At 29.9% G+C, this 14,109-nt stretch carries 14 protein-coding genes; 13 read left to right on the top strand and 1 reads right to left on the bottom strand.

From position 1 onward, the window contains the following. Nucleotides 1-8: 8 nt before the first annotated feature. The 8 genes from ACI3VO_RS11930 to ACI3VO_RS11895 all read left to right on the top strand — a co-directional run bounded on the left by ACI3VO_RS11930 (nucleotide 9) and on the right by ACI3VO_RS11895 (nucleotide 7,192). Nucleotides 9-71 carry a hypothetical protein gene (locus ACI3VO_RS11930; protein WP_439758128.1) on the top strand — a complete coding sequence of 21 codons (63 nt, stop codon included), beginning with the start codon at nucleotides 9-11 and terminating at the stop codon, nucleotides 69-71. Between the two features lie 108 nt (nucleotides 72-179). Beyond that, the gene (gene recG, locus ACI3VO_RS11925; RefSeq protein WP_439758127.1) at nucleotides 180-2,240 is read left to right on the top strand and encodes an ATP-dependent DNA helicase RecG; all 2,061 of its coding nucleotides are present in this window, start codon (nucleotides 180-182) and stop codon (nucleotides 2,238-2,240) included. 25 nt (nucleotides 2,241-2,265) lie between these two features. Further along, nucleotides 2,266-2,841: a 16S rRNA (guanine(966)-N(2))-methyltransferase RsmD gene (rsmD, locus tag ACI3VO_RS11920; protein WP_439758126.1), complete on the top strand. Its 576-nt coding sequence runs from the start codon at nucleotides 2,266-2,268 to the stop codon at nucleotides 2,839-2,841. Further along, nucleotides 2,841-3,341: a pantetheine-phosphate adenylyltransferase gene (gene coaD, locus ACI3VO_RS11915; RefSeq protein WP_439758125.1), complete on the top strand. Its 501-nt coding sequence runs from the start codon at nucleotides 2,841-2,843 to the stop codon at nucleotides 3,339-3,341. Before rsmD ends, coaD begins: the two co-directional genes overlap by 1 nt. A 5-nt stretch (nucleotides 3,342-3,346) precedes the next feature. Then, nucleotides 3,347-3,859 (top strand): hypothetical protein, encoded by a 513-nt coding sequence (locus ACI3VO_RS11910; protein ID WP_439758124.1) that lies wholly within the window; start codon nucleotides 3,347-3,349, stop codon nucleotides 3,857-3,859. A gap of 144 nt (nucleotides 3,860-4,003) precedes the next feature. Then, the gene (locus tag ACI3VO_RS11905) at nucleotides 4,004-4,951 is read left to right on the top strand and encodes an NADase-type glycan-binding domain-containing protein (protein ID WP_439758123.1); all 948 of its coding nucleotides are present in this window, start codon (nucleotides 4,004-4,006) and stop codon (nucleotides 4,949-4,951) included. Nucleotides 4,952-4,984: 33 nt separating this feature from the next. After that, nucleotides 4,985-6,400: an ATP-binding cassette domain-containing protein gene (locus ACI3VO_RS11900; RefSeq protein ID WP_439758122.1), complete on the top strand. Its 1,416-nt coding sequence runs from the start codon at nucleotides 4,985-4,987 to the stop codon at nucleotides 6,398-6,400. A 3-nt stretch (nucleotides 6,401-6,403) separates the two neighbouring features. After that, nucleotides 6,404-7,192, top strand: coding sequence for an ABC transporter permease (locus ACI3VO_RS11895; RefSeq protein WP_439758121.1), 789 nt, complete (start codon nucleotides 6,404-6,406; stop codon nucleotides 7,190-7,192). 73 nt (nucleotides 7,193-7,265) lie between these two features. Here ACI3VO_RS11895 and ylbJ read toward each other — a convergent pair whose 3' ends face one another. Continuing rightward, nucleotides 7,266-8,432, bottom strand: coding sequence for a sporulation integral membrane protein YlbJ (gene ylbJ, locus ACI3VO_RS11890; protein WP_439758120.1), 1,167 nt, complete (start codon nucleotides 8,430-8,432; stop codon nucleotides 7,266-7,268). Nucleotides 8,433-8,606: 174 nt separating this feature from the next. Between ylbJ and ACI3VO_RS11885 the strand changes: the two genes are divergently transcribed. The 5 genes from ACI3VO_RS11885 to ACI3VO_RS11865 all read left to right on the top strand — a co-directional run. Next, nucleotides 8,607-9,317 (top strand): FadR/GntR family transcriptional regulator, encoded by a 711-nt coding sequence (locus ACI3VO_RS11885; RefSeq protein WP_439758119.1) that lies wholly within the window; start codon nucleotides 8,607-8,609, stop codon nucleotides 9,315-9,317. 213 nt (nucleotides 9,318-9,530) lie between these two features. Next, entirely contained in the window at nucleotides 9,531-11,060 is a 1,530-nt protein-coding gene (locus ACI3VO_RS11880) for an L-lactate permease (protein WP_439758118.1), read from the top strand. A gap of 86 nt (nucleotides 11,061-11,146) precedes the next feature. Continuing rightward, complete coding sequence (larA, locus tag ACI3VO_RS11875) at nucleotides 11,147-12,421, top strand: nickel-dependent lactate racemase (protein ID WP_439758117.1); 1,275 nt, start codon at nucleotides 11,147-11,149, stop codon at nucleotides 12,419-12,421. Between the two features lie 15 nt (nucleotides 12,422-12,436). After that, entirely contained in the window at nucleotides 12,437-13,225 is a 789-nt protein-coding gene (locus tag ACI3VO_RS11870; RefSeq protein ID WP_439758116.1) for an electron transfer flavoprotein subunit beta/FixA family protein, read from the top strand. A gap of 19 nt (nucleotides 13,226-13,244) precedes the next feature. Continuing rightward, the coding region (locus tag ACI3VO_RS11865) for an electron transfer flavoprotein subunit alpha (RefSeq protein WP_439758115.1) at nucleotides 13,245-14,109 on the top strand (865 nt) is incomplete at its 3' end.

The following is a 14,109-nucleotide window of genomic DNA, read 5'->3' as shown; positions in this document are numbered from 1 at the left end:
TTGAAGATATCGACATAGAATTATACTATGGAGGTCAACCAATTTATTATTATTTAGTATCTGTCGAATAAATAAATAAAATCATGTAAATAATGGGGGCTGTTTCAATATTTATTGACAGCCCTTTTTAAAAGAAAAATCGTCCTCTAAATAAAGAGGATTTTTTTAGGTGATGATAAATGGATATTTTAAATAAGAATATTCAGTTTGTAAAAGGTATTGGTCCTAAAAAGGCTTTAAAACTGAATAAATTAAATATATTTACGATAAAGGATTTATTATATTATTTTCCCAGAGTTTACGAGGATAGAAGCAATGTAAAAAAAATATGGCAGCTAGAGCACGATGAAAAAGCATGTACAAAGGGAGTAATAACTAATATAAAAAGCTATGTTGCAAAAAATAATATTAAAATATCAAAATTCATTATAAAAGATGAAACTGGACTTTTGACGCTTGTATTTTTTAATCAGGACTATCTCACAAAGGTATTTAAACAGGGTGACAGTGTAATAGTTTATGGAAAGGTAAAAAGAGAAGGGTCTATTTTAGAGATGAATTCTCCAGAGATAGAGTTTTTTACTAACTCTCCTACATCTACATGCAAGCTGATACCTGTTTATCCTCTTACTTATGGTGTCACAAATAAAGATATAGCGAATACTATAAAAAATGTATATAATAATGAAAAAATAAGTATACAGGAGTATTTGCCACAGGATATAATAAATAAATATAAATTATGTAGCATTGATTTTGCAGTTAGAAATCTCCATATGCCAAGTGACAAGCAGTCGTTAAAGATTGCGCTTTACAGAATGATTTTCGAGGAGTTTTTAATTTTGCAAATAGGTTTATTTTATCTAAAAAACGGCATAGATGACGAGAAGGGTATAAAATTTGAAAAAAAAGAAAAATTAAATGATATAATAAAGTCTCTACCATTTAAGCTTACAAATGCACAGTCTAGGGCATTTAACGAGGTAATAGACGATATGGAAAGTGACAATGTTATGAACAGGCTTATACAGGGAGATGTCGGCAGCGGAAAGACAATAGTTGCTACTTTGGTGCTTGCATTGGCTGTATTAAATGGATATCAAGGAGCTCTTATGGCACCTACAGAAATTTTAGCGAGACAGCATTATATATCTTTAAGTGAAACTCTATCTCCTTTTGATATAAATGTAGGCTTACTAGTAGGTAGCTTAACTAAGAAGCAAAAAGAAAAAGTACTCGATAAAGTAAAAAATAGACAAATAGATATTTTAATAGGAACACATGCCCTTATAGAAGACAATGTAGAATTCGATAATTTAGGAATAGTAGTCACAGACGAGCAACACAGATTTGGAGTTAGACAGAGAGCTAAATTATCTACAAAGGGAAATAATCCCGATATCCTAGTTATGACAGCTACACCGATACCTAGAACTCTAGCTCTAATACTTTATGGAGATTTAGATATATCTATAATAGATGAGCTTCCACCAGGTAGACAGCCGATAGATACAAAGGCGTTTGAAGCTAAACAAAGGGATTTTATATACACTAATTTTATCAGAGATGAAATAGACCAGGGCAGACAGGTATATGTAGTATGTCCGCTCGTTGAAGAAAGTGAAGCCATAGAGGCAAAGGCAGCCGAAGATTTAAAAGAGGAGCTAAAGGAAAAATATTTTTCTGATTTAAATGTAGAGGTATTGCATGGAAAGATGAAGCCTTCATTAAAAGATCAAATAATGAATGACTTCAAAGAAAATAAAATTCAGATACTAGTATCTACTACAGTAATTGAAGTAGGCGTAAATGTACCAAATGCGACCTTAATGATTATTGAAAATGCAGAGCGATTTGGATTGGCACAGTTACATCAATTGAGAGGTCGAGTAGGTAGAGGTTCTCATAAATCTCATTGTATATTGATTTATTCATCTAAAAGCAATATATGTAAAGAGCGTATGGAGATTATGGAGGAAACCAACGATGGATTCAAAATATCAGAAAAGGATCTAGAAATAAGAGGTCCAGGAGAATTTTTTGGAACTAGACAGCACGGTCTTCCAGAGCTAAAGGTTGCAAATATATTTAAACATATAAAAATATTAAAATTGGCTCAGGAGGAAGCAAAAAATATTTTGAAAAACGATAAAAATCTAAGCAAAAATGAAAATATCTTATTAAAAAAAGAAATAATTGAAAAATTTAGCGATATTAATAAAGAAATTTCATTAAACTAATACAATTTATGTTAGAATATATTTATTGAAGGGAGAAGGAAATTTGAGAGTTATATCAGGAAAAGCAAGAGGATTAAAATTAAACACTCCTAAAAATGAAGATGTAAGACCGACAACTGATAGAGTAAAGGAATCACTATTTAATATAATAAATTTTGATATTATGGACAGCAATGTTTTAGATTTATTTGCTGGAACTGGTTCTTTAGGTATAGAATGTTTATCAAGGGGCGCAAGTAAGTGTGTTTTTGTAGATAAGAGCAAGGAAAGTATGTCTATAGTCAAGTCTAATATAAAAAAGGCTAGAGTTGAAAATGAAAGTATTACTATGAATATAGATTTTAAAAGTGCTATTTTATCTTTATCAAATAAAGGTGAAAAATTTAATATTATATTCATGGATCCGCCTTATTACAAAAATATGTTTGAGGATGCATTATCAATGGTAGATCAAAATAATTTGCTTGAAGAAGATGGAGTAATAGTTGTTGAACACGATACTAAGGATAGCTTTCCAGAAAATATTGGCAGATTATATAAAAGTAGAGACAAAAAATATGGAAAAACAACATTAACATTTTACAAGATGGAGGAAGCATAATGAAGGAAAAGTTTACAAAGGCTATGTTTGCAGGGAGTTTTGATCCTATTACTAACGGGCATTTAGATATAATATGTAGAGCATCTAAAATATTCGATGAATTACAAATTGGTGTACTTTATAATCCTAACAAAAAGGGACTTTTTAATTTCGATGAAAGAATTGAGCTGATTAAATCATGTACATCACATTTGGATAATATAAAAATAGTTAGCTTCGATGGGTTATTAGTTGATTATTGTGATGCTAATGGTATAAGTACATTAGTCAGAGGAGTTAGAAGTGAAGCAGATGTAAACTATGAGCTTCAAATGGCACATATGAATAAGGAATTAAATCCAGAAATAGAGACAATATTTTTACCTACAAATACAAAATATTCGTTTATAAGTTCTTCTTTAATAAAAGAGGTTCTTACATTTGATGCAGATGTCAAAAATTTAGTACCGGAACAGGTTTTAATAGCCTTAAAAAACAAACATAAAGGGAGAGAATTATAGTGGAGATGGAACTTATTGATTTACTTAAACAATTGGAGATAATGGTGGAAGAGGCACCTTCAAAAACTTTTTCACATAAGATTGTTTTAGATAGGGATGAAATTTTAGATTTAATAAAAGAAATGAAATCTGTAATTCCAGAGGAAGTAAAGCAAGCTTCTTGGATAAATACAGAGAGAGTGAAGATTATAAGTGATGCAAAAAAAGAAGCAGAAGAAATAATTTTACAAGGTGAAAAGGAAGCTCAAAGATTGCTAAACGAAAATCAAAAAAACTTAGAGGCATTAGATAAAGAATATCAAAAAAAAATCGAATACATGATAGAAACTAATGAGGTAGTTCAAAAAGCCAACGAAAGAGCCGAAGAAATAAAAGAAAAGGCTCAAAAATACAAATACGAAATGATTGAAAGATCAAATCAGTACGCAGAAGATGTTTTAAGCTTTGTAGAACAAAAATTAGAAGAAACTTTAGAAGAAGTAAGAAATAATAAAAAAGAGCTTAATCCTAGAATATAATAAATGAGGTAAAAATATATTCTGTTTAAAAATGACAAATTAAAATTAATTAAAAATATAAAGCGCTTGATTTAGCAAGTGCTTTATATTTTAAGAGAATTATGTAATTAAAGTTTAAATTATAGATTTTGAGGAAAATTGAGTATGATATGTAAAAATTGTAATAGAGAAAATAATGATAATGCGAATTTCTGTAGCTTCTGTGGCGAAAAACTAGATAAAAGAGAAAGCTCTAAAATAGATTTAAAAAAATATGATGATAAGCTTCAGAGTGATGAAGAGGTAGTTTATTTTGACCCATATGACGATGAAGAAGTAGATTTTAAAGATTACGACTATGAAGAAGAGGTACAAAATTTAGAATCGGAACAATATGATGAAGAAATCGATGATGATATAGAAAGTAATAATATAGATTACAATAATAAAAACAAAAAGGTCATGATTTTTATATCATCGGCTTTGTTGATTTTATTGGCAGTATTTATAATTTCAAAGCTAGATATTTTTAAGGGAGACAGTGAGGTATCTCAGTCATCAGAACAACAAACAACTGCTGAACAAGACGCTAAAGACGAAGTAGAGTATGAAAGTTCAAAAGAAGAAGATTTATCAGAGGAAGAAACTGAAGTTTACAATCAAAATATAAAGGAAACAAAAGAAATACCTATAGTAAATTCAGAATGTAGTTCAATACTTCATGATTCTACTAATAAGGATTATGGTTCAACGAGAGTCTTAGATGGAGATTTTTCAACTGTATGGTCAGAGGGAGTCTCAGGATACGGCAAGGGAGAGTGGATTAGATTAGATTTTGATTCTATATATACTATCGAAAAAATAAAAATAGTAAATGGACTTGTAAATAAAAAAAATGGCTATTATAACAATAATAGACCAAAATCAATAGAGCTTAGATTTTCTAATGGAAGTACACAGACTATGTATCTAGAGGATGATAATACAGGATATCAAATTGTAAATATAGATCCAGTTGATTCTAATTATGTTGAATTTACAATAAATTCGGTATATTACGGAACTAAGTACAACGATACATGTATAGCTGATATAGAAATATTGGGATATTAGAATTTGTAATAGATATATAAGTAGGAGAAGTTTATGTACATATTAATATTTGAACCTCACAAAGGTTGTAGGAAGATTTTAATAGATAAAGAAAATTCAAAAGTAAATTTGGGAAGAAGATTGAGAGATGGATATAAAAATATTCAATTACAAGCAGATTTCCTACCGGATTATGTAGGTATAATAATTTATCACGAAGAAAAGTTCTATTTTAGAAGCTACGGCAAAATCAAGATATTTGTAGATAATAAACAGTTGAATGACACATCTACAGCAGTTCGATTAGCTCACGGAAGTATGATAAAAATTCAACACAGTGAAAATAAAAATGTCTATATCGGATGTGTAGACAGTAGCATCGATGTAGAAAATAATTGGAAAATATTCAACCAGGATGAGCATAAATTTTTAAATGCTCAAAAGGATAAAAAAGGATATGTAGTAAGGGATGCAGAAAATATAGTATTTCACGGTAGAAAAATAAATGCAGGCTATTTTATTCCAAAGGACGGAGATATTTTCTTAAATGACAACTACGCATTTTATAGTATGAAGAAAAATCTATTTTTCGTGCCATTAAAACAAAAAAAACAAGCTGAGCCTGTTAAAAAGGTCAAGGTAGACAATAGCAAAGTAAAGCAAAATAACATTAAAAAGACATACCAAAATACTAAGAAGACAAATAAAAATGTAGCTATTTTGATGGAGCATGTAACTAGATACGATAAGAAGAAAAAATGGTATAGATTAAAGGATGTAAATTTAAAAATAAATTCAGGAAGACTTGTAGCTATTATGGGTGTTTCTGGTGCTGGAAAAAGTACATTGTTCGATGCAATTTTAAAAAGACTAAAGCTAGATTCAGGTACTATAAAAATAGACGGCGATGAATTAGGACACGTGCCACAGTTTTCTGTCTTGAGAAAGGGAAATACAGTCCAAGAGATTATGGAATTTTACGCAAGTAAAAAATTAAAAAAAAGCACTAAGCAGGAGAGAATGCAAAAAATCGATGATTTACTGGATAAATTAAATTTGTCTTTATTTAAGCAGTCATTAGTCGGAAGATTAAGTGGAGGACAATCTAGAAGGTTGGATATTGCAGTACAGCTTTTAAACGAGCCTAAGGTTATATTAATGGATGAACCTGATTCAGGCTTGGATGTAAAAAGCTGTAGGGAATTATACGAGATTTTATCTAAATTAGTTTCAGATAAGGACAGCACTATTTTAGTAATAACTCACAATACTCATATGGCGTGTAAATACCCTTATATAGATGATCTTTTATTTATGGCATCACAAGGTAGAATATGCTTTTATGGAGAAAAGGACGAAGCACTTAATTACTTCAATATAAATGATTTAGATGATATATACAATGCAGTTGAAAACAACCAAGATCATTTTGTACAAAAATACAATAATTTAATAAATGGGGGAGTTTAGGATATGGGCGTTATAATAAAAAACTATGTAAAAAATTTAAAAAATGAAAAATCACATTATATATTTATAGGATTTCCTTTAATTATATCTTTATGCGTAGGGTTGACTTTAAGAGATAAGATGTTTGAGAATTACACAGATACTAGATCTAGACTATTTGCTATAGTTTGCATAGCTATATGGATTGGGCTATTTAATTCAGTACTTGAAATATGCAAGGAAAGATCGAGCATAAAGATGGATTTAGACAGTGGATTTAGGGCAAGTGAGCTATTTATATCTAGATTTTTAGTACACGCAGTTATATGTTTATTCCAAGCAATTATAATATTTGTAATATGCACAATTTTTGTTGATTTTCCTAAAGAAGGGGCTATAATGAGTCCTTCTGCTATAGAATATATGTTGTCTATATTTTTAATAACATTTAGTGCAGATATTATGGGACTTTTGATTTCTTCATTATGTCCAAGCAACGATATCGCCAATAGAAGCTTGCCATTTATCTTGATGGTACAATTTATATTTTCTGGGCAATTATTTGAGCTTGGAGATACATTAGATAAAGTATCTAAGTTTACTATAAGTAAGTGGGGAATGGATTTATTAGGATCAATAGGAAATATAACTGATTTAAACTCTTTGATGGTTTTAGAACAGGATGTATTAGATGCATTTGAGTATACATCAGGTCATGTAATTCAGTTATGGGGAATTTTAATATTATTTATAGTTATATTTTCTATTTTATCTATATTATTTATAAATAGAATAAAATTTGAGAAAAAATAATATTGTATTTATTACCTATTATAAAAAAGAGACCTATGAAATATGTTGAATAATTTTTCATAGGTCTTTCAATTTAAGATGATAATTCTCTTAGATATGTAAATAAATAAATTATAATAATTATTATCAATATAGGAGTGAAGTGATCTATATAAAAATCGTAGTAAGTATAATTAGCGCTTTTATCTATGAAAATATTAGATACTGAACATATTTTGTGAAATTGTAAAAATATATAAGTAAAAATACCTGCAAAAAGTCCGTGTAAAAACTTTGAGAATATGTACAAGCTCACCTTCATATCAGTTTTTCCGATGAAGCTAGAGCATTGAGCTAGTATAGACAACCCACTAAATGCTATTAAAAAACTGCAAAGCGGAATTAAAAGAGTATAGGATATATTGTTTATTTGGCTTAAATTATTACATCCTATAGTCATCTCAAATAGCCCACTTATAAATGCACCTATTATGTCAGGTGTGATTTTAAACGGCGTTAACAAAATACATAAAAAGTAAGATATAAAATCGATTATTTTAAAATGGTAGAGTATTTCAAAAAACACAGAAAACATAATTACAAAGCCACCTATTGTGAGAAGTGTATTTACTCCGTTTACGACTGCTTTTCCAAATGAAACAAAAAAATCCTCTGATTTTGAGCTACTGTATATGATATCGTTGATATCGCTTAAAATACTGTTGTTAGAGGCTGATTTTTTTTCTTTGCCGTAATTTCTAAAGATTATTCCGACTGATAGTGCAGCCAAATAGTGGCAAAGTAGCATTAAATATCCAATTTGGGGATTTTTAAGCATGCCAGTACCTACGCTTCCGATAATAAATAGTGGACCAGAAGTAGAGCAGAAGGATATTAATCGCTGTCCCTCGTATTTTGAGATTTTGTTTTCTAATCTGAGATCACTAGCAAATTTTGAGCCAACAGGATATCCAGATACCATGGATATAGCGAAAATAAGTCCAGATTTACCACTCACATTAAAAATTTTTTGCGTTAGAGGATTAATTACTATTCCGAGAATGTCCACAATTTTTAATGAAGTTATTAAATTAGCTCCTATAACAAATGGTAGAAGAGACGGCATTAGAATATTTATCCAAATGGAGATTCCCTCTTTTGCAGCTTTTATTGCTGTTTTAGGCGCGAGTATTATTCCTAAAATAATAAAGCAGACTATTAATTTAGGCGCAAAAAAAATTATTATTTTTTTTAATTTCATATTTTCACCTTGCTTTTAATATTATAATTTATTATATTTTTAATAGTAAAAAAATATGATTAAAATAAAATCCTAAATATAAAGATAAAATTAGATTTATATATAAAAATATTATTTGCTATATTATTTTAAAAAAACTATAATAATAATATAAGGATAGAGAGGATAAGAAAAATGTTTAATAATATTTCAAATAAAAAAGTTTACGAACAAGTAATAGAACAAATTCAAAATAACATAATGGAGGGTATTTTTAAAAAAGGAGATAAGCTTCCATCAGAAAGAGAGCTATCAGAAAAGATGGGCGTTAGCAGAACTTCTATAAGAGAAGCTCTTAGAGTACTTGAAACAATGGGAGTAATAGAAAGTAGACAAGGCGAAGGAAACTTCATATGTTCTAATGTAGAAAAGTCTTTATTGCAGCCTTTATCTATGATGTTTAAATTAAACAATGGTAGCTTCAGCGATATATATGAGCTTAGAAGTATTTTAGAGATAGAATGTGCTAGATTATCAGCTATAAGAGCAACTGATATGGATTGCAGAGAGCTTTTTAGTATTATAGAGCAAATGGAACAAGAAACTTTTGGCGAAAATAGATATGAAGTTTTGGTGGAGTTAGACAAAAAATTTCACAATACTCTATCCAATATGAGCAAAAATTACCTTATTGAGAGTTTATTCTCAACTATATCTAACCTGTTTGAAAAATTTATAGAAGATGCTAGATATAAAATAATTTTATTTGACTCAGAACAGGCAAATAAAAGTTTACTGATTCAGCATAAAAAGATTTGTGAATCTATTATCAAAAAAAATCAAGCTATGGCAGTAGAAGCCATGAGAGAACACATGGAATATGTAATGGAAAATGCTGTGAAGTAGTTAAAAGAACATAATTTGAAAGAGTTAAAAAATCCTTCTAATTTTTAAATGGTATAATTTTTTTTTATTTTCAAAAAATTTTTTATATTTAAAATGATGTTAATAAATAAACAATTATTGATTTGAAAACTAATTTATACTATTATTAAAACATAAGTGGTAATACCACAGACCACTACTGGAAAGACCAGTAATACAGGGAGGATAAATTTGATGAATGATTACATGTTATTTGGGATTGCAATGATTCCAGTTTTATGGCTTATAGTATCTTTAGGTGTATTAAAGATGCCAGCGCATAAAACTTGTTCTTTCACAGTAATATTAACTTTAGCTATTGCTATAATCTTTTGGAAGATGAAATTTTTAGATGGAATTACAGCTACCGTAGAAGGTATGGCAATAGCTCTTTGGCCGATACTCTTAGTTATAGTGGCAGCATTATTTACTTATAATTTGGCCGTTGAGACAAAAACAATGGATGTTATAAAGAAAATGTTGTCGAGTATAACAACAGACAAGAGAATCCAAGTTTTAATATTAGCGTGGGGCTTTGGTGGTTTCTTGGAAGCTGTTGCAGGATATGGTACAGCAGTTGCTATACCAGCTAGTATATTAGCTTCATTAGGATTTAATCCATTATTTGCAGCAGTTATATGTTTATTAGCAAATACAGTTCCAACTGCATTTGGTGCACTTGGAATTCCAGTTACAACACTTGCTACAGTAACAGGACTAGAAGTAGTTCATTTAAGCTATGTTACATCAATTCAATTAGCAGGATTTATAGTTTTAATACCTTTTTTACTAGTAATACTTACTGAAAAAAGTATTAAAGCTCTAAAGGGTGTAGTTGGTATAACTTTGGTATCAGGGATAACGTTTGCTATACCTCAAATATTTATAGCTAAATATTTAGGAGCAGATTTACCAGCATTAATAGCAAGTATTTGTTCTATGGCATGTACAATAGTAATGGCAAAAATTATGGACAAGAAAAAAGTTGAAACTAAAGAAGAAGATAAGGTTACTTTAAAAGAAGGTGTACTAGCATGGTTACCATATATACTTCTTTGTGTATTGATACTTATAGCAAGTCCTTTAGTACCAAGTATAAATCAATTATTAGCAAAAGCAAGTAGTAGTATACATATATATACAGGAGATCCAAATTCAACAACAGGATTTACATGGATAAATACTCCAGGTATGATGATAATAATAGCCACATTTATAGCAGGATTAATTCAAAAATTAAAAGTTGGATATATGTTAGATGTATTTAAAAGAACAGTTATACAACTTAAAACTTCATTTATAACTATAATGTCTATAGTTGCAATATCAAAAATAATGTCACATAGCGGTATGACTGGTTCTATTTCTTTTGGCTTATGTGCTATAACAGGAAGCTTCTACCCGTTGATATCTCCACTTTTAGGAGCAATAGGAACTTTTGTTACAGGTAGTGATACTTCAGCAAATATATTATTTGGAGCATTACAAACAGAAGCAGCTAAATCTCTATCAATAGATCCTTATTGGATAGCAGCTGCAAATACTGCTGGTGCGACAGCGGGGAAAATGATTTCTCCACAAAGTATAGCTATAGCAACATCTGCTACAGGACTTATAGGTAGTGAAGGTAAAATATTATCTACAACAGTTAAATATTGTCTAGGATATGTAGTTATATTAGGACTTATAGTATATTTTGGAGGAGGACTAATTGCTTTGATGTAATTAGTTTAAAAAGAATTTAATACAGTATATAAAAAATTATAAATTTTAATGGAATAAATTATAAATGAAATATGGAGGAGAGGAATATGGCAACAATACATGTACCTTATTCAAAAACAGGAATGGATTTAAATATAGAAGATAAAAATCTTCTAAAGGTGCTTACATCAAAGGCACATGATTTTAAACCAGATAAAAATGAGTCACAATTAGTTGAGGATTCTATGGACAACCCAATAGGGTCTAAAAAATTAGAAGAATTAGCAGTCGGCAAGAAAAACATAGTAATAATAACTAGTGACCACACTAGACCAGTGCCAAGTAAAGTTACAATGCCGATAATTCTTAGAAGAATAAGAAGTGTAAATAAGGATGCAAAAATAAAAATATTAATAGCTAATGGCTTTCACAGACCTACAACAAAAGAAGAATTAATATTTAAAATGGGTGAAGAAATAGTTGAAAATGAAGAAATAGTAATGCACATATCAACTGATGATTCACAAATGGTAAAAGCGGGTGTCCTACCTTCTGGAGGAGATTTCTACTTAAATAAAGTAGCTTTCGAAGCAGATTTATTAATAGCTGAAGGTTTTATAGAACCTCACTTCTTTGCAGGATTTTCTGGAGGAAGAAAAAGTATATTACCAGGTATAGCATCAGCAAAAACTATAATGTACAATCACTGCAGTGAATTTATAGATAGCAATAATGCTAGAACGGGAATACTTACTGATAACCCTATACATAGAGATATGGTTTATGCAGCAAAAACAGCTAAGCTTGCTTTTATAGTAAATGTTGTCATAGATCAAGACAAAAAAGTAATAGCATCTTTTGCAGGAGATGTAGAAGAAGCACATAAAGTTGGTTGTGATTTCGTAACTGAATTATCAAAAATAGATGCGACACCTGCTGACATAGCAGTAAGTACAAATGGAGGATATCCTCTAGATCAAAATATATACCAAGCAGTTAAAGGTATGACTGCTGCAGAAGCCACATGTAAAGAAGGCGGCGTAATAATAATGATAGCTGCTTGTAACGATGGACATGGTGGACAATCTTTCTACGATAATATAGCTGGTGCATCTTCACCTAGTGAAATATTAGAAAGAGTTAGAAGTGTAGCAAAAGGCGATACAGTTCCTGATCAATGGGAATTCCAAATATTAGCAAGAATATTAGAAAAATATACTGTAATAATGGTTACAGACGAGTGTGATCCACAAATGATAAAAAATATGCACATGAAACACGCTTATAATTTCGATGAAGCTTTAAAAATGGCATATGAAATAAAAGGCGATGACGCTAAGGTAGTAGTAATACCAGACGGAGTTTCTGTAATAGTTAAATAAATGGAGGGGTACAATATGGAAATAGTAGTATGTATTAAACAAGTTCCTGGAACATCAGAAGTAGAAGTAGATCCAGTTACAGGAGTATTAAAAAGAGATGGTGTAGATTCAAAAATGAATCCTTATGATTTATTTGCACTTGAAACTGCTTTAAAAATAAAAAAAGAAAATGGTGCAACACTTAAGACAATAACTATGGGACCACCACAAGCTAAAAAAGTTATAAGTGAAAGCTTCTCAATGGGTGTAGATGAAGGTGCTATAGTAAGTGATAGAAAATTCGGTGGTGCAGATGTACTTGCAACATCTTACACACTAGCACAAGGTATAAAGAAAATAGGAAATCCAGATTTAATAATATGTGGTAAACAAACAACAGATGGTGATACTGCACAAGTTGGACCAGAAATAGCAGAATTTTTAAATATACCACACGTTACAAACGTAACTAAAATAATAGAAGTAAAAGAAAATTCTATAGTAGTTGAAACAGATCTTCCAACAACTTTAGAAGTATGTGAAATAAGTTATCCTTGTTTAATAACTGTCGAAAAAGACATATTCCAACCAAGACTTCCATCTTTTAAATTAAAAATGGAAACTAAAGATAAAGAAATACCAATGATAACATTAAAAGATATGGATGATACAGATGAAAAACACTATGGACTTAATGGTTCAGCAACACAAGTAATAAGAATTTTCCCACCAGAACCAAATACTGATAAAGATATAGTTCATGGAAATTCTGATGAACTTACTGAAACATTATTTAATAAGATAGTAGATTTAAAAATACTTTAGGTTTTAGGGGGATAACGAAATGGCAAAGATAATAATCAACCAAGATAAAATAGATAATATAGAAGAAGTCTTACAAATATGTCCATTTGAAGCAATGGAAGAAGTAGATGGAAAAATAGAAATAAATGCAGCATGTAAAATGTGTAAAATGTGTGTTAAAAAAGGACCAGAAGGTGCATTTATATTTGAAGACGATGAAGTAGTTCAAATAAACAAGGATGAATGGAAGGGTATAACAGTTTATGTAGACCATAACGATGGAGAAATACATCCAGTTACTTATGAATTAATAGGAAAAGCTCGTGAGCTTGCTGCTAAAATAAATCATCCAGTTAACTGTGTATTCGTTGGAAACAACATAAAAGATAAATGTGGAGCTTTATTAGCTTATGGTGTAGATGAAGTATTCGTATACGATGATGAAGAATACGATAAATTTAGAATAGAACCTTATACAGCAGCTTTAGAAGATTATATAAACAATAATAAACCTTCTATAATGTTAGTTGGTGGTACTACATTAGGTAGATCATTAGCTCCAAGACTTGCAGCTCGTTTTAGAACTGGACTTACTGCAGACTGTACGATACTTGACATTCAAGAAAATACAGATTTAGACCAAATAAGACCTGCATTTGGTGGTAACATAATGGCTCATATAAATACTCCAAACAGTAGACCACAATTTGCAACAGTTAGATATAAAATATTCAACATACCAGAAAAAGTTGAAAATCCTACAGGAAAGGTTACTCTATGTTCTGTAGAAAGAGATAAATTAGCTTCTAACATAAAGGTATTAGAAAGTAAAATAAAAAATAAAGTAGTAGGAATAGAAGAAGCTGAAGTAATAGTTGTAGCATCTAGAGCCTTCAAAAAAGAAG

Source organism: Intestinibacter sp., from assembly GCF_051866655.1.
GTDB lineage: Bacteria > Bacillota > Clostridia > Peptostreptococcales > Peptostreptococcaceae > Intestinibacter.
Note: the sequence above shows the minus strand (reverse complement) of the source record. Positions and strands in the feature narration are given on the sequence as shown.